We start from the raw sequence: 23,971 nt of genomic DNA, 5'->3' as shown, positions 1-23,971 counted from the left end.
CGAGTGAGCCTCCCCCTGGCGACTTACGCCGCCTGCAGCTGTGGACCGGCCTCGGCAATCGCCGGGGCGGCCTCGTCTTCGTATTTCTCGAAGTGATCGTGGAAAAGGCCCACGAGGTGCTCGGCCTTCTCGTCGTAGGCCTGGGGATCGTCCCACGTCTCGCGCGGCATCAAAATGTCGTTGGGCACGTTGGGGCACTCGGTCGGCACGTCGAGGCCGAAGACCGGCTCCGTCTTCTTCGGCGCGTCCAGCAGCGAGCCGTCGTGGATGGCGTCGATCATGGCGCGGGTGTGCTCGAGCGGCACGCGGTGGCCCACGCCGTACGGGCCGCCGGTGATGCCCGTGTTCACGAGCCACGCCTCGGCGTCGTGCGCGCGGATTTTTTCGGCCAGCATTTCGGCGTACTTGTCCGGCGGCCACACGAGGAACGCGGCGCCGAAGCAGGCGCTGAACGTGGCCTGCGGCTCGTCGACGCCCACCTCCGTGCCGGCCACCTTTGCCGTGTACCCGCTGATAAAGTGGTACATGGCCTGCTCGGGCGTGAGCTTGCTGACTGGCGGCATCACCCCGAACGCGTCGTACGTGAGGAAGATGATGTTGTCCGGGTGCCCCCCCATCCCCGGAATCTTGGCCCGGTCGATGTAGTCGAGCGGATAGGAGGCGCGGGTGTTTTGGGTGATGGAGGTGTCGTCGTAGTCCACCGCCCGGGTGTCCTCGTCGTAGACCATGTTTTCGAGCACGGTGCCGTAGCGGATGGCGTTGTAAATCTCCGGCTCCTCCTCCTCGGACAGCCCCACTGCCTTGGCGTAGCAGCCCCCTTCAATGTTGAAGACGCCGTCGTCGCTCCAGCAGTGCTCGTCGTCGCCGATGAGCTTGCGGTTCGGATCGGCGGACAGGGTCGTCTTGCCGGTGCCGCTGAGGCCGAAGAAGAGCGAGACGTCCCCCTCGTCCCCCTCGTTCGCCGAGCAGTGCATCGAGAGCACGTCCTTCTTGGGCATCAGGTAGTGCATCACCGTAAAGACGCCCTTCTTCATTTCCCCGGCGTACTCGGTGCCGAGGATGACCATCTCCTGGTTCTCGAACGACAGATCCACGCTCGTCTTCGAGCTCATGTGCTTGGTCTGCCGGTTGGCCGGGAATTCGCCCGCGTTGTAGATCACGAAATCCGGCTCACCGAAGGACGCCAGCTCCTCCTGGGAAGGCCGGATCAGCATGTTGTGCATGAAGAGGGCGTGGTAGGGCCGGGAGCAAATGATGCGCACCTTGAGGCGGTGCGCCGGGTCCCAGCCGGCGAACCCGTCCATCACGTAGATGCGCTGGCGGGTGTTGAGGTAGTCCTGCGCCCGCTCCTTGTTGATCTCGAAGGTGTGGTCGTCGATCTCCATGTTAATCGGCCCCCACCAGATGTCGTCCTCGCTGTTGGGGTGGCGCACGATGCGCTTGTCGGCGGGACTGCGGCCGGTCTTTTCGCCCGAGCGGATGGTGAGGGCGCCGCTGTGGGCGATGGCGGCCGTGGGGTCGTAGTGGATGGCCTCCTCGTAGAGGCGCGCCGGATCCGCGTTGCGGAGCGTGGTGTCGGGGGTGATGCCGTACTGAGACAGGTCAAGATCGGACATGACAATTGGGGAAATGTGTGCGGCGTGAGGTGCGTGGAGTGATCCTCAATGTATAAAAAGACGCGTCCGAATGTGTAGTTGACCGGCCGGATCGATGTGGGGCGCCGTCCTGTATCCGGTGTCGGGCATGGCCCCGCAACGAGTCTGCGCGTCCGCAGGGTGGGGCTTGCCCGCTTGTTGCTACGCATTCTGTTTGCTTTTCGGAGGATCCCCGTATGCTTTCCCACGAACGTCGGCTCTGGGCCGACGGCTACGAACGTGTGGCCGGGCTCGACGAGGCCGGGCGAGGGTGCCTGGCCGGTCCGGTCGTTGCCGCCGCCGTCATCATGCCGCCACAGGTTGAGATCACGGCCATTCAGGACAGCAAGGCGCTCTCCGAAGGGCAGCGCCTCGACGCCCGGGCCACGATCGAAGACGAAGCCGTGGCCGCGTCCATTGCCCGCTGCTCTCCGACGGAGATTGACGACCGCAACATTCTCCAGGCGGCCCTCGAAGCCATGCGCCGGGCTGCGTCTGGTTGCCGGCCCCCTCCCGACTTTGTGCTCGTGGACGGCAACCAGTGGGACCGGAACCTCGTCGATGCGCCGTGGCCCCACGAGACGGTCGTGAAGGGGGACGCAAAGAGCCAGTCCATCGCCGCCGCGTCCATCCTCGCAAAGACCGAGCGGGACGCCCTCATGCGCGACCTGCACGAGGCACATCCCGAGTACGACTGGGCGTCGAATGTCGGCTACCCCACCCAGCAGCACTACGACGCGCTCCGCGAGCACGGCGCGACGCCCCACCACCGCCAGTCGTTCACGCTTTTTCGGGACTGAGGCGCACGGGAAGCCACGGCGGGCGGCGCCGCCCTCGTCACGTTTGGAAGAAGGGCCGGCGCACCTGCCACACTGCCAGCCCCGTCATGAGCACCGCGAAGGCACCGGTCACGGCCAGGCACACGCCCGGCCCCGCCAGGGCGGCGGGCGTGCCGGCGAACCCGTGGAAGCCGTGCCGGAGGCCGCTGACGGCGTAGGAGACCGGGTTGCCCCACATCACGACCTGCAGCACCGGCGCCGCCCCGTCCACCGGAAACATGGCCCCCGACAGAAACCAGAGCGGCAGCAGAAACAGGTTCATGACCGCGTGGAAGCCGCGCGTGGTCTCCATGCGCCACGCGATGGCGAAGCCGAGGGCGGTGAAGGCCAGGCCCGTGAGGAGGCACACGGCCACGATCATGCCCACCCCCGCCACGCCGGGCGAGAGGTCGATGAGCGGCAGGGCGCCCAGAAACAGCAGGGCCTGAACCGTGGCCAGCAGGGTGCCCCCCAGGGTGGTGCCGAAGACGAGCGCCGTACGCGGGGTGGGGGCGACCAGAACGGCCTGAAGGAAGCCCGACGTGCGCTCCTCGACGATGGAGATGGTGGAGAAGATGGCGGTGAAGAGAAGCACCAGGGCGAGGATGCCCGGCAGGAGAAACGCCCCGTAGCTCCCCCCGACGCTGCCCTGCGGGGGCTGAAAGGTGTTCTGAAACCCCAGCCCCAGCAGGAGCCAGAGGGCCAGCGGTTGTGCGAGGGCGCCCAGCACGCGGCTCCGGTCGCGGACAAACTTGAGCATTTCACGGGCCGTGAGGGCCCCGATGGTGCGCAGTGCACTCATTCTGCGGGAGGGGAAAGACAAGGGTAGAGGGCAGTGGCGGACGCCTAGTCGTTCGAATCGTCCCCGCGAGCGAGAACGCGCTCGCGGGACTCCGTGGGGGAGACGCCGGCATGGACCATGAACACGTCCTCCAGGGTGGGCGTCCGGATCGTGGCGCTCCGGATGTGGTCGCTCAGGGCCTCGTAGAGCGACGACAGGAACGCGGGCGGATCGGGCGGAGCGACCTGCACGGTCGCGCCCACGATGCGGGTCGGCACGCCGAACTGGGCCTCGATGCGGTCGCGCAGGGCGGTGGGGGCGTCGGCCTCCAGCCAGATGGTTTCGTCCCCCAGGTCGGCCTTCAGGGTGTTCGGCCGGCCGTCGGCCACGAGGGCGCCGTCCGAGAGAATGCCGACTCGGTCGCAGCGCTCCGCCTCGTCCATGAGGTGGGTCGCCAGCAGGAGCGTGGTCCCTTCGTCCGCCCGCAATTGCTGCACGGCCGCCCAGAACGTGCGTCGGGCGGCGGGGTCGAGGCCCGAGGTCGGCTCGTCGAGCAGCAGCAGGTCCGGGCGGTGCAGCAGGCCGCGGGCGAGGTCCACGCGGCGCCGGAGTCCCCCCGACAGGTCGGCGACCGGGTCGGCCGCCCGGTCGGCCACGTCGAGGCGCCGGAGCAGGTCTTCGGTGCGCTCGCGACGCTCCGCGCCGTGCAGGCCATAAAGGGCGCCCTGAAACCGCAGGTTCTCGCGGACGGTCAACGCCTCGTCGAGGGCCGCCTCCTGGAAGACCGTCCCGATGCGTTGCCGTACGGCCCCGGACTCTCGGGCCGTATCGAGCCCAAAGACGTGCGCCCGGCCCTCCGAGGGGGGCATCAGTGTCGACAGGATTCGGAAAAGCGTCGTCTTGCCGCTGCCGTTGGGGCCGAGCAGGCCGTACAGCGCGCCCGGGTCCACCTGGAGGGTAACGTCCCGCAGGGCCGGGTGGGCCCCGTAGCTGTGGTGCACCTTCTGAATGTCGACGGCAGGGGCGGGCATGGATGGGTTGCGTGTGGGCGTTCAAACAGGGAAGCACTGGGGGCGGCGGAATGCCGTCCGTCGGGACTCAGAGAAACCAGTCCACGAGCAGGAGGGCCACGAGGCCCGGGATGTAAAGCACCGACGCTTTCAGAACGCGCTTGGCCTTTTGTCCCGTCCGTTCCCCGTGGAAGACGATCGTCGTCCACAGGAACCACAGGCCGAGCGGCACCACGCCGACGCCGTAGATCCACCCGGCGGCCTCGGTCAGGACCGGCAGAACGCTCACGGGCACGAGCAGCGCGGCGAAGCCGATCATCTGGGCCGCGGTGGAGTTGCCGTCCGGCTCCACGACCGGCAGCATGGCGTAATCGCCGCGCGCGTAGTCCTTCCGGTACATCCAGGCCAGGGACAGAAAGTGGGGCATCTGCCACGTCGCGAGGATCCCAAAGGTCGCCCATCCGCCCGCTCCAAGGTGGCCGGTTGCGGCCGTGTAGCCGCCCAGGGCCGGAAGTGCCCCCGGCACCGTCCCGACCAGCGTGTTCCACTTCGTCGTCCGCTTCAGAGGCGTGTAGACGAACAGGTACAGCACGGCCGTGAGGGCCGCCAGCACGGCCGTGAGGACGTTGACGAGCGGGCACAGGAGGCCAACGGCGAGGCAGACCAGGAGGATGCCCACGCGCCGGGCCATTTTGGGATCGGCCCGTCCGGCGGGAAGGGGGCGCTGTGCCGTTCGCTTCATTTGCGCGTCGTACCGTCGCTCCAGCACGTGGTTGAGCGTGCCCACGCCCCCGGCACAGAGGGCCGTACCGAGCATGGTCCAGAGCAACGTGCCGCCGTCCAGCCCGGTCGGGGACCCGATCAAAAAACCCGCGAACGCCGACAGGGTGACCACCGACGAAATTTCGGGCTTGGCCAGGATCAGGTAGTCCCAGAGCACGGCCCCGAGGGTGCGCCCGGAGGCCTGCGCGTCGGTCGTAGAGGGGGCAGCCATAACGGCCACGGGGGAGTCTGACGACCCGTCGGGTGGGGACTCCATGAACGAGAATGATCAGGCAAGAAGAGCGGCGAAGGGGGCAGGCGCTGTGGGGGCTACGGCTCGGCCCTCGCGAGCGACCGCTCGGGGACGTTCCGCGTCGCGCCGTTGGTGGGGGCAGAGGGGGGGGCGTGTTGGGGGCGACGCGACGTCAACAGGCTCATCACGACCGACGCCCCGAGCAGCACGGCGCCGACCACGAGGTGAGCCACCGTGAGCACCACGTACGCAATGACGCCCGCCTGACCGCCCGGCTCGTACAGGGTCAGAAGCAGGGACGCGAGGCCGAGGGCAAACTGAAGCCCCATGATGCCAAGCAGGACCCAGGCCGTGCGGCGCACCGCCGGCACCGCGTCAAAGTGCTTTTCCGCGACCACGAAGGCCCCGAGAACAACCCCAACCACCGCAAAGGCCCCGGCAACGTGCAGCGTCGTATAGCCCCCCGACATGCCCGCGCCGGGATGTCGCAGCAGGGCCCCCAGCACAATCTGCAGGTAGATGAACGCGGCGGCGGCGTACGACCACCAGCGCAGGTGGCGGGCGGAGTCGGTCTGGGGCAGCACGCCGTCCCGGCGGCGCCACGTGTCGGTGACGAACAGCGTCATGGCGACCAGAGTGGCGAAGAAGAGCTGCGCGACGCAGGCGTGCACCATCGCGAGGTCCAGCGAGACCCAGAGGACACGCAGGCCCCCAAGGAGGCCCTGAAGGATGACCAGCGCGACGGCCGCGAGGCTCAGCTTCCGCATCCAGGCCCGGGGGTCCTCCCACCAAGTCCAGGCCGCCAACGCCACCGTGAACGCGCCGACGAGACTCGCAATGAGGCGGTGCCCGTGCTCGGCGAGGTAGGCCGGCACCAGCCACCACTCCTCGACCGGATTGATGAGGTTGTAGGAGCCGAGCGAGGTGGGCCAGTCCGGAAACGCCATGCCGGCGCCGATACTGGTCACCACCCCACCCCAGGAGAGGAGGAAGACGGTCAGGAGGACCGTACACGCCGAGAACCGGCGGCGCCAGGTCCAATCGGAAGCACGAGAACGTGAGGGAGACATGGCGGCAAAGAGGCCGTCAACACTGTAGCAAAAACAGGAGTCTTTCTGGGATCTTTAGGCCCAACGATCCCACCAAGAGGGAGGCATTCCGGTTCCGTAAAGAGGCCGCAAACGGGAACCATTGGTGGGGTCTTTCCTACGCCTTTTCGGCCTTTTCCCATCTCCTGCGCCGCGCACCTGTTTCGCCTGCACGGTCAACTCTGTTTCCACATCCTCCCTGCCCCATGGCTTCGAACGACACCCTGATTGCGTCCATCTCCGGCATCCGTGGCATCGTCGGGCAGGGCCTGGATCCCTCCGTCCTGGTGCGGTATGCCGGGGCCTTCGGCACGTGGTGCCGTGAACGGGCCAATGCCGCGGACCGCCCATCCCGTGTCGTCGTGGGGCGCGACGCCCGCCCATCCGGAGACGCCTGCGCCCAGATCGTCATTGGGACGCTGCGCGGGATGGGGTGTGACGTGGTGGACCTCGGGATGGCCTCTACGCCCACCGTTGAGATGGCCGTGCTTCAAGAGCAGGCCGCCGGCGGCATCGTGATGAGTGCCTCGCACAACCCAGAAGAGTGGAACGCCCTCAAGCTGCTCAACGAGACGGGTGAGTTCCTGACGCCGGCGCAGGGGGAGGCCGTCATTGAACGCGCCGAGGCCGGAGAGGCCGCCCCTGCAACCCACGCCGCCCTCGGCGGGTACCGCTCCCGCAACGCCCTTCCCGAGCACATCGACGAGATCCTGGCGCTCGACCTTATTGATCCGGAGGGGATCGCCGCGCAGAACCTGAGCGTAGTCGTAGACGGCGTCAACTCCGTGGGCGGGGTTGCCCTGCCGCGTCTGCTCCACCGTCTCGGCGTGGCCGAGGAGAATGTCCACTGCCTCCACTGCGAGCCGACCGGCGCCTTTGCCCACCCCGCCGAGCCGCGCCCCGACCACCTCACCGAGCTCACGGCGGCGGTGCCTGAGCACGGGGCCGACCTCGGGCTGGCGGTGGACCCCGACGCCGACCGCCTCGCCCTGGTCGACGACCGGGGGCGCTTCATGCTCGAAGAGCTCACCCAGGTGCTGGCGGCGGACTTCCTGTGGCGGCACCGCGAGGGGCCCTTCGTGACCAACCTGTCGTCGTCCCGGGCCATCGATGACGTGGCCGCCCGGCACGGCCAGCCGGTCTACCGCTCCGCCGTCGGCGAGATCAACGTGGTGCAGCGCATGAAGGAGGTCGATGCCGTGCTGGGCGGGGAGGGGAACGGCGGCGTCATTCTTCCGGACCTGCACTACGGCCGGGACGCCCTCGCCGGAACGGCCTTCGTTCTTCAACACCTGGCCGACTCGGGGCGGTCCCTGGGAGCGCTCCACGACGACCTGCCCCACTACGCCATGGCGAAGGACAACCTGCCGCTCCCCGACGTGGCCCCCGACCGGCTCCTCGCAGCGCTGGCGGAAAAATACAGTGACACGAACCAGTCGACCCTCGACGGGCTCAAAATCAACTTCGACGAGTCCTGGGTGCACATGCGGCCCTCCAACACCGAACCCATTCTCCGGGTGTACACGGAGGCCCCGACCCAGGACGACGCGCAGGCCCTCGCGGACCGCTTTTGCGGAGAGCTGCGGGAGCAGATCGATGCACTGGAGGCGACGTAGGGCGAGGCATCTTTTTCGGGATCGTTGTTCTGTGGACAGGAACCGCCCGTCGAAGGCCCAGATTCAATTTTCCCATACGAAAACGCTTTTGTTGCCAATCCACTCGTTGCCAACCCAGAAGCGCCTGCTCCCGGCCACGAGTGGAGGAGGACTCGTTTCGACCTTGCGTCCAAGACCGTCAGTTCAATGAACGACGACCACGACCTCGACTGGTACCGAGCACAATGGAACGAACTGGTCGATGTGCTCGCCGTGGAGGACTCCGACGCCGTCGTGTCCGAAGTACGGCGTCTGCGGAAGCAGGCGGAGGCCCTATCGGTCCAGCGCGAGGTCCTTGTGGAGGCCGGGGTGGAAAACCCCGAAAAGGCGCTTCGGATGATTGAAAACATGGCGGACCAGCTCGAAGAGTTGTACGCGGAGCGTGATCACCCCGAACTGCCCGTCAAGCCGGAGGAAGAGACGAACGGAACGTCCGGCTGACGGCCCGGCCCACGTTCGTCGGTTTCGTCGTGTTCTACGATCCCCCCTGCCCGACCTTCCATGGAGACAACGGCTCCCCCATCTCGATCGGGCAGCGCTGCGCGGCCCGCGCCGGCGGCCCCCACCGAGGTTGTTGCGGACCTGCGCGCTGCGCGCTCACAGTGCTCGTCCGACGGGGCGACCGCCGGCGAGAATCCATGGCGGGGGCTGTTTTACGAACACCTGCGGGACGAGGGGCTGCCCGCCCTCGTAAAGAACGATGCCGCAACCCCGGCAGGATCGCTGTGGACGGGGGCCCGGCGGTGGACCGACGCGTTCCGCGAGGCGTCGCTCCGGGCCGGAGACCGGCTCGTCGTGGCCCTGCCGCCGTCGACGGCCTTCGTGCAGGTTCTCGTCGCCGCGTTGTGGGAGGGCGTCACCGTTGCGGTGGCGCGGCCGGACGACGACATCGGTGGCGTGTGCGCGGCCCTGGACGCCCGGGCCGCGGTCGCCCCCGAGTCGGGACCGTGCCGCTGGACTGCGGATCCGTACGCGGGGCCGGCCTCTGTGCCGGACGCGCTCCGGCCAGTGGAGACGCCCCCGACCCCTGCCGTTCGCTTCCTCTTGCGCACCTCGGGCACCACGCAGCGGGCCCGATGGATTGCGCTCTCGGACCGCAACGTGTTGTCGGTGTTGGCGAGTCACCTCCCGCACCTGACCCTGCGACGGGCGCGTGTGCTGTCCGTGCTTCCTTGGTCGCATGTCTTCGGGCTGGTGCTAGACCTACTGCCGGCGCTCCTGGCCGGTGCCGAAATCATCCGGGATCCGGCCGGAGGGCGCGATCCGAAGTCCCTGGCGGCCCTGGGCGAGGCGTGGGGGGCCACCCACCTTTCGGCCGTGCCGCTCACGATTCGGCGCCTGTGGGCGACCGACCGCGGCCCCGCGTTGCTTCGCCGCCTGCATGGGGGCATCGTGGGGGGCGCCCCGGTGGCCGGGCCGCTCGCGGATCGCCTGTCGGAGACGCGGCTCCGTGCGGGGTACGGGCAGACCGAGGCTGCGCCCGGCATTGCGCTGGGGGCGCCGGGCGAGTGGGACGCACACTACCTGGGACGTCCCCTCGGATGCCAGGTGCGGGTGGCAGAAGACGGCGAACTTCTGTTCAAGGGACCGAACGCCTGCGTGGGCGTGTGGCGGCGGCACGAGGGCCTCGATCGACGGGCCCCGAATCGGACCGTCCGCACGGGCGACCTCGTCCGTCGGGAGGGCGATGCCCTCTACTTCGACGGACGCAAAGACACGGCATTCAAGCTGTCGAACGGACGTTTCGTCCGGGCAGGGGCGTGGGAGGCACGCCTCAAGGGCCAGTTTCCGAGTCTCCACGACGCCCTGTTGTTTACGCCGGCCGGGGAGGACCTGTCGGTCGCCCTCTGCGTCGATCCGTCGGCCTCGGAGGGGCCCTCTGAGGCGGCCATCCGGGATGTGCTCGGCCCCCTGGGACACCGGCTCGCTGGATGCGTCCGGGTTGCTCCCGGGGACTGGGCCCAGGAGGGCAAGGGCAGGGTCGATCGGGACGAGATGACCCGTCGACTCCGGGCGTCCCCTTCCTCAGACTAGGACGGCCCCAAGGCCGCGAACCTTCTCACTTCATTTCCCTCCATTGTACGCTCTCGCCATGCCGACCCCCACCACACCCGGGCCCGATCAAGAATCCGTTTGGGACTATCCCCGCCCGCCGGCCCTCGAATCGGAAGATCGGCGCATCCGGGTCGTCTTCAACGACGTGACCATCGCCGACACGACCGAGGCGCTGCGGGTCCTCGAGACGAGCCATCCGCCGGTGTACTACCTGCCCCCGGACGACATCGCCACCGAGCACCTGGAGCGCGAGCAGCAGACCACGATGTGCGAGTTCAAGGGGCGTGCCGTGTACTACACCCTCACGGTCGGCGACCGCTCCGCGCGGAGCGCGGCCTGGGGCTATCCGGACCCGACGGCCCGGTTTGCCGAGCTGCAGGACTACGTTACGTTTTACGCCAGCAAGGTCGACGAGTGCTACGTGGGCGAGGAGGAGGCCCGCGCTCAGGAGGGCGACTTCTACGGCGGCTGGATTACCGATGATGTCGTAGGGCCCTTCAAGGGCGGGCCCGGTACGATGGGGTGGTAGTCCCCCTCGTACAGCCACTAGACGCGGGACAGCGCGCGGTCGAGGTCATCGCGCAGGTCCTCGAACGACTCCACCCCGACGCTCAGGCGGATCAGCGAGTCCGTAAGCCCGATCTTTTCGCGCTCCTCCGCGGGAATGGAGGCGTGGGTCATCGAGGCCGGGTGTTCGATGAGGCTCTCCACCCCGCCGAGGCTCTCGGCGAGGGTAAAGACCTCGGCGGCGTCCAGAACGGCGAGGGCCTTGTCCATCTCGTCGTCGGCCAGCTCGAACGAGATCATGCCGCCGTAGCCCGACATTTGCTTCTGGGCCAGCGCGTGGCCGGGGTGAGAGGGAAGGCCGGGGTACCGCACATGCCCCACCTTGTCGTGGGCGTTGAGCATCTGGGCCAGCCGCCGGGCGCTGGAGCAGTGCTGCTCCATGCGCAGGTGAAGGGTTTTGGTCCCGCGCAGCGTCAGGAAGCAGTCCATGGGCCCGGGGGCGGCGCCGGTGCTCTTGATCTGAAAGCGCAGCTTCTCCGCCCACTCGTCCGAGTTCGTACACACGGCCCCGAGGATGAGGTCGGAGTGGCCGCCGAGATATTTCGTGGCGGAGTGGAGGACGAGGTCGGCGCCGTGGGCGAGGGGCTGCTGGAGGTAGGGGGTGGCGAAGGTGTTGTCGACCGCTACGGTGATGTCGTGGGCGTGGGCCCGCTCGGCGAGCGCCTCGATGTCGACCAGCCGCATGAGCGGATTGGTGGGCGTTTCGACCCAGAGCAGTGCCGTGTCCTCGGTGAACGCGTCCGTCACCGCGTCCGGGTCGCTCATGTCCACGAAGGAGGTCTGAATGTTGAGCGGCTCGAAGACCTCCCGTAGCAGCCGGTAGGTGCCGCCGTACAGGTCGTCGGTCGCCACGACGTGGTCGCCGGGGCGCAGGCTCTTGACGATCGCGTCGATGCCGGCCACGCCGGAGCTGAACGCGATGCCGTGCTCGGCGCCCTCCAGGGAGGCCAGGTTCCCCTCCAGGGCCGTGCGGGTGGGGTTCGAGACCCGCGAGTACTCGTGTCCTTTGTGCTCGCCCGGGGCGGCCTGGGCGTACGTGGAGGTCTGGTAGATGGGCGTCATGACCGCGCCGGTGGAGGGGTCGGGCTGTTGCCCGGCGTGCACGGCCCGGGTTCCGAATCCATCGGCCTCGGGGGCCTCAAGGACGGCATCATCGTGAAGGGAAGAGTCGGGCATGAGGGAGAAGGTACATTCGAAAGAGAAAAAGACGTGTGCCACTCGGCGGGACGGGACCTCAGGTGCGGCTCCCGGAGAGGGGCCCGCAAACAGCAAGCCCCAGGCCTCTCGTGAGAGGCCCGGGGCGAGCGTCGAACCAAGATGAGGTTCGTGCAGGAAGGCAGGTTATCGTCCCCCGCTTCCGCCGCTCGTATTGCCTCCCGCACCGGCACACTGTTTCACGTCTTCAGCCTTGTCCGTCTGCTCGGTCTGCACGTAGGCCTGAAGGAGGGCCGAGCATGCGTTCTGCCGGTACCGTCCGTTCGCACCGCTCAGCTGCCGGGCCCGCTCCAGGGGCGGAATGGCGTTTTGGAAGAACTGGAGGCGCTGTTCGTCCAGGTCCTCAATCATCTGCGCCTCCTCCTGGGTTGGCTTGCGGTTCTGGGCCATCACGGAGTCGCGGACGGACACCAGGCTGTCCTGCAAAACGACGCCCTTGTTCAGGTAGGCCGCCCCGAGGTTGTACTGCTTCTTGGGGTCGTCGGAATCCAGCTTCACGGCCTCGCTAAGCTGCTCGATCGCCTCGTCGTACCGGTCGGAGTTCAGCAGGAGGGAGCCGTAGTTGTACCGGTAGCGTGCATTCTCCGGGTTTCTCTCGATTTGCTGCCGGTAGGCCTGCATGGCCTTTTCGGTGTTTCCGGTACTGTTGAGCGCACTCAGGCGCTGGTTTTGAAGTTCCGCGAGGGGCGTCACGCTGGATAGGTCTTCCGAGATCGTGATCTCTTCGAGCGCGGTGGTTCGGCTGTTGGCCACTTGGGTGCCTTGCGTGTACAGGCCGACCTGCAGGCGCCCCTTCGTCTGCTTCTTGCCGCCGTCCTGCTTCCGGAAGGTGCCGGTGACCATGCCGTCGCTGGTCGACAGCTCGATCCGGTCCGGCGTGGTGCCCTCCACCTGTCGGGAGGTGCCTCCGGCCTCGATGGTCCCGGTGTAGCTCAGCCCACGCGTCCCCTGGATGCGGAAGTGGGTGGGACGGCTCGAGAGATCGTCGAGGGCCCGTTCGGTCACCTCAAGTGCCCGTTCCGGCTGGTCCCCCTGGCGGTACAGCTGGGAAAGAATGCTGTAGACGTCCTTCTCGGGCTCGTCCTCCTTCTTGAGGTAGCGCTCCAGAATGGGGATCACGTTGGACATCTCCTGCATGCCCTGATCGCCCCCTTCGAGGCGGGCGGCCTGCAGGCGGGCAAAGGCCTCATTCCGGATGGGCCCTGTCGAGTCCGGACGGATCGCGCCCGCGGCCCCGAAGTACGCCGCTGCGCGCAGGTAATCGGACTTCTGGCTTGACTGCTGGGCCCGGTTGAAGGCATCGGCGCCCTTCTGAAACTCCTGAATAAACGCGAGTTCGCGCTGGTTTTTGATGTCGCTTCGTCGTCCCGGGTCGAACTTGATGGCCTTCTCCTCGGCCTGGCGGGCCTGCCGGTAGCGTTGCTTGTACGCCTCGGGCGGCGCCGTGCTGTCGGCCATCTGGCGCAGGATTCGGGCCTTCATTGCGTAGGCCTGAGCGTTGGCCGAGTCCTGGGCAATGGCCGAGTCGACATTGGCGAGGGCCCGCTCGTAGCGTTCCTGCTCCATGGCGTCCTCGGCGGCGCTCATGTTCGGGTTTCCGGCCGAGCACCCCGAAAGGGCCAGAAGGCCGAGGGTCCCCAAGGCGAGTGCAAAGAGCGCTGATTGTCGGATCGTCATGGTGGCAAAGTCGTGGTCAGTGGGATTCGGGTGAGGATGCGGCGTTCGAATTCCGACGATCGAACGAGGTGTTCTGACAGACCGATGCCGAGCTGACAGAGTGCCGGGGCGGAATCCATGTGCTTTTCTATGATAGCAGGAATGTGGAGCCCATTCAATACGTTTCGGTCCCCGAGCCGTGAACTTCCGATTCATCGAGCAGAGTGGGCGCGTTGTAACTGCTCGCCTGCTTTCCTTTCTTAGGGGTGCGTTTGCGGCGACGGTTCCTCGCGGGGCGGTCGTCGGGGCGGGGGTGCACCGGCACGGCGCTGTGCGGTCGCCCGTCGATGCTGGTTCTCGCCGTCTTTCCCAGTCCGTTTCGGTTCCCATGGAAGCCTCCGACCCGTCCGACTCCCTCATTACGCCGAGCCTCCGGGCCTTTCTCCACGACGTGATCGACTACGCCGGCCTGTTCCCACCGGCGGACCTGTCCCTCCACCGCGCGTTCCAGAGCCATGCGGAGTACCGGCGCGAGGAGGAGGCCTGGATGTTGTCGCGCTTTGTGCTTCCGGTGGGGCGCCTCCCCGACTTGAAGGCCCATCGCCCCCTGTTAAAAGAGGGGACGCGGTACGACCTCTCGGTGTTAGGAACGGGGGGCAGTACGGCCGACACGTTCCTGCAGGCGTTCGAGCGGGACCTGCAGGCCATCGAAGACTTCGGCGACGGCCTCGCGGAGCAGGCCCAGGTCGACGTGATGGAGGTGCCCCTCCCGGACGCCCTGGTGGGGGGCTCGCAGGCGGAGGGAATTGAGTTTTTGGAGTCCATCACCCGTACCCTCGTCGCGACCGGCACGGCCAAGCTCGACCTCTTCTTCGAGGTGCCCCTGCGGAACGACACCGTCCCGAACCTCTCGGCACTGTGCGCCGCGGCGGCCGAACACAACAGCCAGCAGGCCGTGCCGGCCCGCACCACCGTCGGGCTGAAAATGCGCTGCGGAGGCGCAGAGCCGACCGACGTGCCCGAGGTAGAGGACGTGGCGGCCCTCATTGTGGCCTGCCGCGACGCCGGGGTCCCGTTCAAGGCCACCGCGGGGCTGCACCACCCGGTGCGCCACTACGACGACGGGTTGGACACGGAAATGCACGGCTTCCTCAACGTCTTTGCCGCCGCGGTTCTGGCCGCCGAGCACGATCTCGATCCGCCTGAGGTGCAGGCCATTCTCGTCGAGAAAAACGCAGACAACTTTCGGTTCCTCAAGGACGCCTTCGCGTGGCGCGACCTGACCGTCTCCCTCGACGACATTCAGTACGCCCGAGAACACCTGGCCCTCTCGTTTGGCAGCTGTAGCTTCGAAGAACCCGTCGATCACCTGCGCGACCTGGAATGGCTCTGATTCGGCTGCTCGCCGCCGCGATCGGGGACTGAGCCCGCGCGCCTCTCATGCCCCTCTTCCGTCTCCCCTCTCCCAACTCAACGCCCTCGTCGAATGACCGACTCCCCCCCCACTTCGTCCCTCACCTCCTTTCTTGAGGTGGCATCCGACCATCCGTTTCCCATCCAGAACCTTCCGTACGGCGTGTTCACGCCCCCCGAGACGACCGTGCCCCGGGTGGGGGTGGCCATCGGGGACCAGGTGCTCGACCTCGCCACCCTCAACAACGAAGGCGTCTTTGACGTCCCCGAGCTGCAGAACGAACGCCCCTTCGCGCAGCCCACGCTGAACGACTTCATGGCCCTCGGCCCCTCGGCCTGGTCGGCCGTCCGGAGCCGCCTGCAGGCGCTCCTCCGGGCCGACACGGCCGAGCTGCGCGACGCCGCGTCCCTCCGCAACCGGGTGCTTCACCCCCGGGCCGACGTATCGCTTCGCCTGCCGGTCGACATCGGGGACTATACGGACTTCTACTCCTCGAAGCAGCACGCCACCAACGTCGGGACGATGTTTCGGGGCGCCGAGAATGCGTTGAAGGACAACTGGGTCCACCTGCCGGTGGGCTACCACGGGCGGGCCAGCTCCGTCCTCCTGAGCGGCCAAGACGTGCGGCGGCCCTGCGGCCAGACCCGGCCCGACGCGGACGCGCCGCCGGTCTACGGCCCGACCCAGCTGCTCGACTTCGAGCTTGAAACGGGCTTTTTCGTGGGGGAGGGCAACGAGCTCGGCACGCCCCTCTCGATCGACGAGGCGGACGACCAGATCTTCGGCATGGTGCTGGTCAACGACTGGAGCGCCCGGGACATTCAGGGGTGGGAGTACGAGCCCCTCGGCCCCTTCCTGGGCAAGAGCTTCGCCACCACCATCTCGCCGTGGGTCGTGCCCATGGCGGCCCTGGAGCCGTTTCGGGTGGCCGGGCCCACGCAGGACCCGGAGCCGCTCGACTACCTGCAGGCCGACGGGGACGCGGCCTACGACGTGACCCTGGAGGTGGACCTCGAAACGCCGTCGATGACGAGCCCGCACACGGTGTGCCGCAGCAACACCAAGCACCTGTACTGGACGATGCGCCAGCAGCTCGCCCACCACACCGTCAACGGCTGCAATGCCCGCCCGGGGGATCTCCTGGCGTCGGGCACCATCAGCGGGCCCACGGAGGACAGCTACGGCAGCATGCTGGAGCTGTCGTGGCGCGGGGAGGAGCCGGTGTCTCTGCCGGGGGACGAGACGCGCTCGTTCCTCGAAGACGGCGATCGGGTGATCATGCGGGCCTACGCGCAGGCGGACGACTACCGCGTCGGATTCGGAACGGCGGACGGTCGGGTGCTCCCGGCGTCCTGTGCGTGATCCGAGGGCGGTGCACGGCGGCGCGGGGGCCGGCACGTAGACGAATTGGCAGGGCCGGAGCCGAGACGGTTGCCGCCGTGGCAGAGCCGCCGCCGCAGCCGTTGTCACAATTGCGGGCCCCTGCGTCTGGCCTGCCACCTCGTCCGTGCGCTCCGTCGAAGTGGCAGGCTGTTTTGGGGTGTGTTTGGGATGGTACACGAGTTGCTCTTGTAAGTGGGTGGAATTCGACGCGAGAGGTCAGTCCACGGGACGGCCTCCGAGCGTCCTCACAGACTTTGCAACCGACCCCCTTTTCCCATTATGACTCGCTTGACCCGCACCCGAAACCGCAACCTGAACGGCCTCCAGAACGAGATCGACCGCGTGTTCGACCGGTTCTTCCCGTCCCGGGACGAGAACGAAGAGGACACGTCCCCGCAGGCCGTGTGGCGCCCGCGCATGGACCTCACTGAGGCGGAGGACGCCTATCGTCTTCGCCTCGACATGCCCGGCATGAGCACGGACGACCTGACGATCAGCTACAAGAACGACGAGCTGGTCATCAGTGGCGAGCGCGAGAGCAGCCGCACCGACGAGAATGAAGAGTTTGTGCGCGTGGAGCGCTCCTTCGGGCACTTCCGCCGCGCCTTCACCCTGCCCCAGACCGTGGACGCCGACAACATTGAGGCGACCTACGACAACGGCGTGCTGACAATCCGCGTGCCGAAGACGGAGGCGGTGAAGCCGCGCCAGATTGAGATTCAGTAGGGCCACCGTCCCGAACGCCCCGAACGCCGTCTCCCTCAGTGTCCTGTCGGGAGGGAGGGGGCGTCCATGCAGGCCCCTGTCCGGATGCTCCGGGCAGGGGCCTTTTTTCATTGGAGGGCTTTGTTGGAGGGGAGAGGGGCCGGGGCGGCCCGAGGGATCTGCAACGAGTTTCACGATTGTGGGCGGTGGCGGGGAAACCTCCACCGGCGGGGAATCCTTGGAGTCGGTAGTTTTCGCTCCCTCACACCGACGCCGTCTTCCGATGCGACGCACCACGCTCATCGACGAGAACGGGCATCTCGTGACGGTGAAGGCGCCGGACGAGCAGCCGACCAACGATCCGAAGGAGGACGCCCACCACGACTTCCTGACGGACCACTGGATGGACGTGGCCGCGGCGTCGTACCTGGGCTTCAAGCGCCACGGCATCGGCACCGTCGTGGTGACGCAGCGCGATCCGGCCTCCAGCCCCATCCACGAGAGCATCGGCACCCACAAGCTGCTCTACAGCCCCGCGAGCGGCGGCTGGCTGAAGCACCACGAGGAGCGACTCCCGACGGAGTGGCTCGACACGCGCTTCCAGTCATACAACCCGAACGAGTCGGCGGTCGTCATCATGTCCGACGACGACGGCTCGCTCCGCGTCTACGCCGTGGAGGGCACGCCGGCCCCGCCCCGGAGCTACGAGCTGGTGCAGGCCCGGCAAAATTAGCCCTGCTCTCCCTGAAGAAGAGGAGTGCCCGTGGGCGGTCGTGCACGAGGGGACGCCTGCGTCCCGCGTCGAAGTAGGAGAAGTAGGAAACGCCTCATCCCTCAAGCCCCCGGGCACCGCGCGGCCCCGCCCCACCGAGTGCTCGCCACCCCGTTCGGACCCCCACCGTCAGTACGATGGGGAAGACGGCTGCGTGCAGGTCTTGCGGCCACCACGTCCAGCCGAGGGCGACGACCGCCGCGCCGACGGCCGTCGCGGCCAGGTACGTCCGGAGCCCCGGTGCCGAAGGGCGCCACAGCAACACCGTGGCCGCAATGAGGTGTGTGGGCCACGCCCAGAGCAGGTTCCAATTGTGCTCGGTCACCGCGTAGGTGGACACGAACCAGAGAAAGCACGCGAGCAGTCCCGTAACGCCGACCGCCGCGAGCAGCAGCGCGTCGCCGGCCCCACCGGGCCGGCGTCCGGTCGTGGCCTGCCAGCCGGTCCAGCCCAGCGTGAGGACGAGAATCGTCCACCCCGCCACGAGGGGCCAGGGGAAGGCCGTGGGGGTTGCTTCGTAGCCGTCGATCCACTGCGTCGTGTCGGTCCGGGCCACCAGTGCACGGGTCGTGTCGCCCGATTGCACGGTGGCGTGGGCGAACGCCTCGAACAGGTAGTCGGGCAGGAAGTGCGCCTCCCGCGGCGTCACGCGACGGTCGGCCGGGGTGCCCAGGGCAAGGTCGAAGCTCAGGTCGACGAGCGGCAGGTTGGCCGCGTAGGGGTCGAGCATGTGCCGGAAGGTTGCGTCTGGGCGGGGCCGCCTCCCAAACTGCACGGCGTCGCCGAGGGCCTGCTCCAGGGCGTCCCGCACGCGGGTGGAGCAGTTGTCAAAGAAGAAGACGTACTGGTAGTGGCGGTTCTCGGGGCGGGCGTTTACCTGCAGCACCCGAAAGAGCGCCGTTCGTTGCGTGCGGGTCAGGTTGAGCGTCTGTTCGAGGACCGGCCGCCGCTGCTGCCGGTAGGCCCGCAGCGCCCGCTGGTAGGGCACCACGCTCAGAAAGTAACGGAGGTGTCCGTACGCAAACTTGGGAATGAACAGTGGGTCACTGAAGTCGAAGGTGCCGTAGTTATAGAGCCGGTCGATGTTCTGGGCCGGGTCGTGGACGCGGAGGGCGCTGTGCCCGAACATGGAGTATACCGGATCGCCGGGCAGGATGGTCACCATCGACACCTCCGACTCCGCCGAAAGCCGGGGCGGCTGGGCCGAAAGCGGGGCGGCCCCCCCGCCGAGCAGCAGCGCGACCCCGAGCGCGCACAGGAGGGATCGGATGGAGACGGAAGGGGCCATGGGGCACGACGTGAAGCACTGGGCAAATTGGTCGCGCCTCGAACGTTCCCCCGCCCCGTGGGTTCAACGCGCGGATGTCATTTTTGAACCAGCGCACCCTTCCCCCGTGGGACGATCCGACCGTGCCGACGTTGTTCTCGAGGAACTCCGCGAGCGCATCGACCGCCCGACGACCGAACTCCAGTACGACACCCCATACCAGCTCCTCGTCGCGGTCATCCTGTCGGCCCAGTGCACCGACGAGCGCGTTAACAAGGCGACCCCCGATCTCTTCGACGCGTACCCGGCGGTGGAGGCCCTTGCGGAGGCCACGCCCGACGACATTCACCCCTACATCCAGTCCATTACCTTCCCCAACAACAAGGCCGGCTACCTGGCCCGGATGGCCCGGCAGGTCGTCGACAATTTTGACGGGAAGGTGCCCGAGACCATCGACGACCTGGAGACCCTGACGGGCGTGGGCCGCAAGACGGCCCGTGTCGTGGCGCAGGTGGCCCACGACGCCGACGCGCTGCCGGTGGACACCCACGTCTTCCGCGTCGCCAACCGGATCGGCCTCGTCAAGGAGGACGCCACGACGCCCAAAAAGGTGGAGCAACAGCTCAAGCGCGTCATCCCCAAGGCGGAATGGGGCGAGGCACATCATCTGCTCATCCTGCACGGCCGGTATACCTGCACGGCCCGCTCGCCGGACTGCCACGACTGCCCGATCCACGAGGAGTGCAAACACTACGACCGTCTCCAGCGCCTGCCGGACCCCATCGACGGGCTGGATTCGTCGGCGGGGACCTACTACTGCACCACCAGCGACCATTACTTCGACGACCCCGAGACGCACGTGGATCGCTACGACCTCGAACAGGTCGCGTGCCCCCGCTGCGGCTCCATGCAGGTCGTCCGCACCTCGACGGGCGAGCCGACCAAGCAGGTCAAGGATTATCGGGTAAATGGGTGACGGCCGTTGAGGAGCAGGCAGGCACAGGGCCCGAGGCCGAACGCGAGCAAACGCCCATTTCCCCGCCCGACATTTCGCGGTAACACCCGACCCATCAACACCCATTTCGATGGACAGCTCAAAACGCCACCTCCTTCTCATTCTCGACGGCTGGGGCCTGGCCGACGACCCCTCGGTCAGTGCCGTCGAGCAGGCGGATACGCCCTTCGTGGATCACCTCTACGACGAATACCCCCACGGCGTCCTGAAGGCGTCCGGGCTGGAGGTGGGACTGCCCGACGGGCAGATGGGCAACTCGGAGGTTGGGCACACCAATCTGGGGGCGGGACGGGTCGTGTACCAGGAGATCCTGCGCATCTCGAAGGCCATCGAGGACGGGTCCTTCTTCGAGAACGACGCGCTGGTCCGGGCCGCCCGGCACGCGAAGGCCAGCGACCAGAAGCTCCACCTGATGGGCTGCTTCTCCGACGGGGGGGTGCACAGCCACCTCGAGCACCTGTACGGGCTGCTGGAGCTGGCCCGGCGCGAAGGGCTCGCCCCGGCGCAGGTGAACGTGCACGCGTTTACCGACGGGCGCGACACCGATCCGCACGGCGGCGTCGACTACGTGGAGCAGTTCCAGAAGAAGGCCGACGAGATCGGGGTGGGGCGCCTTGCCTCCATCGTGGGGCGCTACTACGCAATGGACCGCGACGAGCGGTGGGCCCGCACCGAGCGGGCCTACCGGCTCCTCACGGACGGGACGGGGGCGGCCTTCGACGACCCCGTCACGGCCCTGAAGGCGAGCTACGACGACGGGGTGACCGACGAGTTTGTGGAGCCCCGTCGCATTCGGGCCGACGACGCGGACGCGTTCGGGGACCACGGCACCCGCATCGAGGACGGCGACGCGGTGGTCTACTACAACTTCCGCTCGGACCGCGCCCGTCAGCTCACGCGGGCCTTCACCGAGGCCGACTTTGACGGCTTCGAGCGCGAGCGCCCCGACGACCTCCTGTTCGTGACGATGTCGCCCTACGACGACGAGTTCGACCTGCCGGTGGCCTTCGAGAAGCTCAACCTGGAGGGGACGCTCGGCGAGGTCCTCAGTGCGCGGGGCGGGCGGCAGCTTCGGGCCGCCGAGACGGAGAAGTACGCCCACGTCACGTACTTCTTCAGCGGCGGGCGCGAGGCCCCGTTCGACGGGGAGGACCGCGTCCTCGTGCCGTCGCCGAAGGTGGACACCTACGACCAACAGCCCGAAATGAGCGCGCCGGAGCTGGCCGATCGCGTCTCGCGGTCCCTCCGTGAGGCGGACTACACCCTCGCCGTCCTGAACTTCGCCAATCCCGACATGGTGGGCCACACCGGGGACTTCGAGGCGGCCGTGGCGGCCTGCGAGGCCGTGGACCGCGGCGCCCGGCAGGTGGTGGAGGCCGCCCGCGATCAGGGCTACTCGGTGAGTATCATTGCGGACCACGGCAACGCCGACAGGCTACAGAACCCAGACGGGTCGCCCCACACGGCGCACACCACTGCGCTCGTGCCCCACATCATTCTCAAAGATGGGTTTGAGGGGCCGGTGCGGGATGGGAAGCTCGGCGACGTCGCGCCCACCATCCTAACGCTGCTCGGCGAAGACGTGCCCGACGCCATGGACGGGGAGGTCCTCGTGCCCGCCGAGCGGGCCGCCGCCTCGTAGCAGGACGGCCGCCGCTCGGTTTGAGGAGGCCGCGTCGCCTCCCGGTCTACTCGATCGTGGGCTCGAAGGGCAGCCGGGCCTGGATGGAGCCGTGCGTGCCCATCATGCGGTCGAACATCTGCTTCTGGCGCCAGAACTTGCGCTCAAGCGCATTCGTCGTGGCGGACCGCCACACCTGCTGTGCCTGGGCCGCAAACTGCTCGCTGAAGCGCTCCACGATGGTTTTCGGCTGGGGGAGGGTGCGCGTCCGGTAGGGGCCGTCCCCGAGGCCCGCGGCCGCCCCCGCCATGGCCACGGCGTCCGCGAGCGTGCCGGTCGTGTCGACGAGGCCGACCTCCTTGGCGTCCCGCCCCGACCACACGCGGCCCTGCGCCACCTCATCGACCGCCTCCACGTCCATGTTGCGGGCGTCGGCCACGCGCCGGAGAAAGGTGTTGTACGTCTGGTCGATGGAGCCGCCCACGAGCCGCCGCTCGTCCGGGCTCAGGGGCTTCGTGGTGGAGTAGAGGTCGGCGTAGGGGCCGGTGCGCACGCCGTCGAAGGTGACCCCGAGCTTTTCCTCAAAGAGCCCCTCCGCGTTGAAGAGTATGCCAAACACCCCGATGGATCCGGTCGTGGTCGTGGGGTCCGCCATGATGGAGTCCGCGCCCGCAGCGAGGTAATACCCGCCCGAGGCGGCCACGTCCCCCATCGATACGATGACCGGCTTCTCGTTGGCGGTGCGCTTCACGGCGCGCCACATCGCCTCCGACGCCGCGGCGCTGCCGCCCGGCGAGTTCACGCGGAGCACGACGGCCTCCGTGCGCGAATCGGTCCGCGCGGTCTCCAGCGCCTCCGTCAGGGGCGTCGAGCCCAGCGCCTGGGAGCCCCCGATGGGGGACTGGCCGTTCGGGTCGCCGACGACGATGCGGCCCTGCGCGTACACGATGTCGACCTGTCCGCTCCCGGTGTACGACTGGCCGGCACTCTCGGCCGACACCCGCTGGTAGTCGGCAATGGATACGGTGGGCAGATCGCCCGACAACGAAGTGTCCACGAGGCCGCGGAGCCGGTCCCGCACTTCGTCCTCGTAGCGAAGCCCATCGATGAGGTTCTCCTCCAGGGCGGCCGCGGAGCTGAGAAGGGCGTTCTCCTCGGCGAGGCGGTTGAGGGCGTCCGTCGAGAGCCCCCGGGCCTCCGAGACGGCCGTCATGAACTGCTCGTTCGTCGTTTCCAGGAGGGCGGTAAGCTGCTCGCGGTTCGGCTCCGACAGGTCCGAGCGCACGAACGGCTCCCCGGCGCTCTTGTACTTCCCAGCCCGAATGAGCTGCGGCTCCACCTCGAGGCGCTGGAGGGCGCCGTCGAAGAAGGTGACCGTCGTCCCGAAGCCGTTGTACTCGAATGCGGATTGCGGGGCCGTAAAGACGCTGTCGGCGGCGCTGGCCAGAAAGTAGTCCTTCTCCGTCATGCCAAACTCGTCGCTGGACGCGAGGACCGGGAGGCCGCTCTCGCGGGCCTGCACGACGGCCTGCCGCACCTCTTCGAGCGTGGCCCAGTCGGCACTCACCCCCTTCGTCCGCAGCCAGACGGCCTCGATCCGAGAGTCGCTGCTCGCCTTCCGGAGGGCAGTCTGAAGGCCCCGAAGGTCAACGCTCGGGCCGCCCCCGAACGCCTTCTGGAAGGGATCATTGGTCACGCGCTCCGGAATGTCGCCGGACAGGGGCACCGTAAGGACCGACCCGGACTGGACGGTCGGCGTCTGGTCGGCCGAGAGGGAGACGGCAAAAAAGAAGAAGACGAAGAAGAAGACGATAAGCCCCAGCGCAACGAGGGTCCCGATCACGCTGGCGGCGAGGGTCGACAGGAAGCGCATGAAGAACGGCGGGGTGGAGTGGGAGGTCGGTGACGGTCGGGCAAAGCGGACACACGACCAGTGCACGTGTATTCGGTGGCGGGGCTGCCGTTTCAATGCGGCCCGCGGCCCACGAGCAGCCGCTCGGGCAATCGCACCAAACGGCTGTGTGGTTCGAACGAACCTCAGGTCGCCTGTTTTTCGGGCATTTGGGACCCAAATGCACTTCCTGCCGTCGCTTCCAACCTTGATGTACTTCGTCAGCCCCCAAGGGCATGCCCGTCGGCCCTCGCTTCGCTCTCGTGGGGCCCGTCCATCCGGCCGGTGTGGCCGCTTCGGAGGGGGGATGGGCGCTGAGTCAAGCTCAAAGCGACGGTGTAGGGCGTGTCGTGGTTGATGCGACTGCCGTGGAGCAGCCGCGCGCAAGGGAAACTCGCGCCCCGGTGTG

The 23,971-nt window shown here is 67.8% G+C and carries 20 protein-coding genes; 11 read left to right on the top strand and 9 right to left on the bottom strand.

Features of this window, described 5'->3' with window-relative positions; genetic code table 11:
• Positions 1-23: 23 nt before the first annotated feature.
• Complete coding sequence (gene pckA, locus SRU_RS12460; RefSeq protein ID WP_011405091.1) at positions 24-1,616, bottom strand: phosphoenolpyruvate carboxykinase (ATP); 1,593 nt, start codon at positions 1,614-1,616, stop codon at positions 24-26.
• Between the two features lie 215 nt (positions 1,617-1,831).
• On the opposite strand from pckA, the gene SRU_RS12455 reads away from it, so the two are divergent.
• Positions 1,832-2,434, top strand: a complete 603-nt coding sequence (locus SRU_RS12455; RefSeq protein ID WP_011405090.1) for a ribonuclease HII — start codon at positions 1,832-1,834, stop codon at positions 2,432-2,434.
• 37 nt (positions 2,435-2,471) lie between these two features.
• Here SRU_RS12455 and SRU_RS12450 read toward each other — a convergent pair whose 3' ends face one another.
• From SRU_RS12450 to SRU_RS12435, 4 genes are all read right to left on the bottom strand, one after another.
• On the bottom strand, positions 2,472-3,254 hold the full coding sequence (locus SRU_RS12450; protein WP_011405089.1) for an ABC transporter permease: 783 nt from the start codon (positions 3,252-3,254) through the stop codon (positions 2,472-2,474).
• A 44-nt stretch (positions 3,255-3,298) separates the two neighbouring features.
• Complete coding sequence (locus SRU_RS12445; protein ID WP_011405088.1) at positions 3,299-4,264, bottom strand: ABC transporter ATP-binding protein; 966 nt, start codon at positions 4,262-4,264, stop codon at positions 3,299-3,301.
• A 67-nt stretch (positions 4,265-4,331) separates the two neighbouring features.
• Positions 4,332-5,237, bottom strand: a complete 906-nt coding sequence (gene cyoE / locus SRU_RS12440) for a heme o synthase (RefSeq protein ID WP_011405087.1) — start codon at positions 5,235-5,237, stop codon at positions 4,332-4,334.
• A gap of 98 nt (positions 5,238-5,335) precedes the next feature.
• Positions 5,336-6,328: a COX15/CtaA family protein gene (locus tag SRU_RS12435; protein ID WP_011405086.1), complete on the bottom strand. Its 993-nt coding sequence runs from the start codon at positions 6,326-6,328 to the stop codon at positions 5,336-5,338.
• Positions 6,329-6,552: 224 nt separating this feature from the next.
• Between SRU_RS12435 and glmM the strand changes: the two genes are divergently transcribed.
• From glmM to SRU_RS12415, 4 genes are all read left to right on the top strand, one after another.
• Positions 6,553-7,962: a phosphoglucosamine mutase gene (gene glmM, locus SRU_RS12430; RefSeq protein WP_164923623.1), complete on the top strand. Its 1,410-nt coding sequence runs from the start codon at positions 6,553-6,555 to the stop codon at positions 7,960-7,962.
• A 186-nt stretch (positions 7,963-8,148) separates the two neighbouring features.
• Complete coding sequence (locus tag SRU_RS15565) at positions 8,149-8,442, top strand: hypothetical protein (protein ID WP_237701739.1); 294 nt, start codon at positions 8,149-8,151, stop codon at positions 8,440-8,442.
• 60 nt (positions 8,443-8,502) lie between these two features.
• Positions 8,503-10,035, top strand: coding sequence for an AMP-binding protein (locus tag SRU_RS12420; RefSeq protein ID WP_011405083.1), 1,533 nt, complete (start codon positions 8,503-8,505; stop codon positions 10,033-10,035).
• A gap of 58 nt (positions 10,036-10,093) precedes the next feature.
• Positions 10,094-10,585 (top strand): DUF427 domain-containing protein, encoded by a 492-nt coding sequence (locus SRU_RS12415; protein WP_103017635.1) that lies wholly within the window; start codon positions 10,094-10,096, stop codon positions 10,583-10,585.
• Between the two features lie 17 nt (positions 10,586-10,602).
• Here SRU_RS12415 and SRU_RS12410 read toward each other — a convergent pair whose 3' ends face one another.
• Positions 10,603-11,799, bottom strand: a complete 1,197-nt coding sequence (locus tag SRU_RS12410; protein WP_164923622.1) for a cystathionine gamma-synthase — start codon at positions 11,797-11,799, stop codon at positions 10,603-10,605.
• Positions 11,800-11,964: 165 nt separating this feature from the next.
• On the bottom strand, positions 11,965-13,515 hold the full coding sequence (locus SRU_RS12405) for a tetratricopeptide repeat protein (protein ID WP_237701738.1): 1,551 nt from the start codon (positions 13,513-13,515) through the stop codon (positions 11,965-11,967).
• A 367-nt stretch (positions 13,516-13,882) separates the two neighbouring features.
• On the opposite strand from SRU_RS12405, the gene SRU_RS12400 reads away from it, so the two are divergent.
• From SRU_RS12400 to SRU_RS12385, 4 genes are all read left to right on the top strand, one after another.
• Positions 13,883-14,887, top strand: coding sequence for a hypothetical protein (locus SRU_RS12400; RefSeq protein ID WP_237701737.1), 1,005 nt, complete (start codon positions 13,883-13,885; stop codon positions 14,885-14,887).
• A gap of 93 nt (positions 14,888-14,980) precedes the next feature.
• Positions 14,981-16,270 carry a fumarylacetoacetase gene (gene fahA, locus SRU_RS12395; protein WP_011405078.1) on the top strand — a complete coding sequence of 430 codons (1,290 nt, stop codon included), beginning with the start codon at positions 14,981-14,983 and terminating at the stop codon, positions 16,268-16,270.
• 213 nt (positions 16,271-16,483) lie between these two features.
• A complete protein-coding gene (locus SRU_RS12390; protein WP_011405077.1) occupies positions 16,484-17,017 on the top strand; it encodes an Hsp20/alpha crystallin family protein in 534 nt (177 codons plus the stop codon).
• A gap of 262 nt (positions 17,018-17,279) precedes the next feature.
• Complete coding sequence (locus tag SRU_RS12385; RefSeq protein WP_231847158.1) at positions 17,280-17,729, top strand: hypothetical protein; 450 nt, start codon at positions 17,280-17,282, stop codon at positions 17,727-17,729.
• Positions 17,730-17,823: 94 nt separating this feature from the next.
• Here SRU_RS12385 and SRU_RS12380 read toward each other — a convergent pair whose 3' ends face one another.
• Entirely contained in the window at positions 17,824-19,056 is a 1,233-nt protein-coding gene (locus tag SRU_RS12380; protein ID WP_011405075.1) for an Lnb N-terminal periplasmic domain-containing protein, read from the bottom strand.
• Between the two features lie 106 nt (positions 19,057-19,162).
• On the opposite strand from SRU_RS12380, the gene nth reads away from it, so the two are divergent.
• Together nth and gpmI are read left to right on the top strand one after the other, a co-directional pair.
• Positions 19,163-20,011 carry an endonuclease III gene (gene nth, locus SRU_RS12375; protein WP_237701736.1) on the top strand — a complete coding sequence of 283 codons (849 nt, stop codon included), beginning with the start codon at positions 19,163-19,165 and terminating at the stop codon, positions 20,009-20,011.
• A 109-nt stretch (positions 20,012-20,120) separates the two neighbouring features.
• Positions 20,121-21,692 carry a 2,3-bisphosphoglycerate-independent phosphoglycerate mutase gene (gpmI, locus tag SRU_RS12370; protein ID WP_011405073.1) on the top strand — a complete coding sequence of 524 codons (1,572 nt, stop codon included), beginning with the start codon at positions 20,121-20,123 and terminating at the stop codon, positions 21,690-21,692.
• A 46-nt stretch (positions 21,693-21,738) separates the two neighbouring features.
• Here the strand turns inward: gpmI and sppA are convergent, their stop codons facing one another.
• Positions 21,739-23,544, bottom strand: coding sequence for a signal peptide peptidase SppA (sppA, locus tag SRU_RS12365; protein WP_237701735.1), 1,806 nt, complete (start codon positions 23,542-23,544; stop codon positions 21,739-21,741).
• Positions 23,545-23,971: the final 427 nt, after the last annotated feature.

It is taken from the genome of Salinibacter ruber DSM 13855 (assembly GCF_000013045.1).
Classification (GTDB): Bacteria; Bacteroidota; Rhodothermia; order Rhodothermales; family Salinibacteraceae; genus Salinibacter; species Salinibacter ruber.
The sequence above is the reverse complement of the archived record's forward strand: the minus strand, read 5'-3'. Positions and strand labels throughout refer to the sequence as shown.

Coding starts and splice junctions, on each gene's coding strand:
- pckA (WP_011405091.1), bottom strand. CDS start 1,616: ATGTCCGATCTTGACCTGTCTCAGTACGGCATCACCCCCGACACCACG.
- SRU_RS12455 (WP_011405090.1), top strand. CDS start 1,832: ATGCTTTCCCACGAACGTCGGCTCTGGGCCGACGGCTACGAACGTGTG.
- SRU_RS12450 (WP_011405089.1), bottom strand. CDS start 3,254: ATGAGTGCACTGCGCACCATCGGGGCCCTCACGGCCCGTGAAATGCTC.
- SRU_RS12445 (WP_011405088.1), bottom strand. CDS start 4,264: ATGCCCGCCCCTGCCGTCGACATTCAGAAGGTGCACCACAGCTACGGG.
- cyoE (WP_011405087.1), bottom strand. CDS start 5,237: ATGGCTGCCCCCTCTACGACCGACGCGCAGGCCTCCGGGCGCACCCTC.
- SRU_RS12435 (WP_011405086.1), bottom strand. CDS start 6,328: ATGTCTCCCTCACGTTCTCGTGCTTCCGATTGGACCTGGCGCCGCCGG.
- glmM (WP_164923623.1), top strand. CDS start 6,553: ATGGCTTCGAACGACACCCTGATTGCGTCCATCTCCGGCATCCGTGGC.
- SRU_RS15565 (WP_237701739.1), top strand. CDS start 8,149: ATGAACGACGACCACGACCTCGACTGGTACCGAGCACAATGGAACGAA.
- SRU_RS12420 (WP_011405083.1), top strand. CDS start 8,503: ATGGAGACAACGGCTCCCCCATCTCGATCGGGCAGCGCTGCGCGGCCC.
- SRU_RS12415 (WP_103017635.1), top strand. CDS start 10,094: ATGCCGACCCCCACCACACCCGGGCCCGATCAAGAATCCGTTTGGGAC.
- SRU_RS12410 (WP_164923622.1), bottom strand. CDS start 11,799: ATGCCCGACTCTTCCCTTCACGATGATGCCGTCCTTGAGGCCCCCGAG.
- SRU_RS12405 (WP_237701738.1), bottom strand. CDS start 13,515: ATGACGATCCGACAATCAGCGCTCTTTGCACTCGCCTTGGGGACCCTC.
- SRU_RS12400 (WP_237701737.1), top strand. CDS start 13,883: ATGGAAGCCTCCGACCCGTCCGACTCCCTCATTACGCCGAGCCTCCGG.
- fahA (WP_011405078.1), top strand. CDS start 14,981: ATGACCGACTCCCCCCCCACTTCGTCCCTCACCTCCTTTCTTGAGGTG.
- SRU_RS12385 (WP_231847158.1), top strand. CDS start 17,280: ATGCGACGCACCACGCTCATCGACGAGAACGGGCATCTCGTGACGGTG.
- SRU_RS12380 (WP_011405075.1), bottom strand. CDS start 19,056: ATGGCCCCTTCCGTCTCCATCCGATCCCTCCTGTGCGCGCTCGGGGTC.
- gpmI (WP_011405073.1), top strand. CDS start 20,121: ATGGACAGCTCAAAACGCCACCTCCTTCTCATTCTCGACGGCTGGGGC.
- sppA (WP_237701735.1), bottom strand. CDS start 23,544: ATGCGCTTCCTGTCGACCCTCGCCGCCAGCGTGATCGGGACCCTCGTT.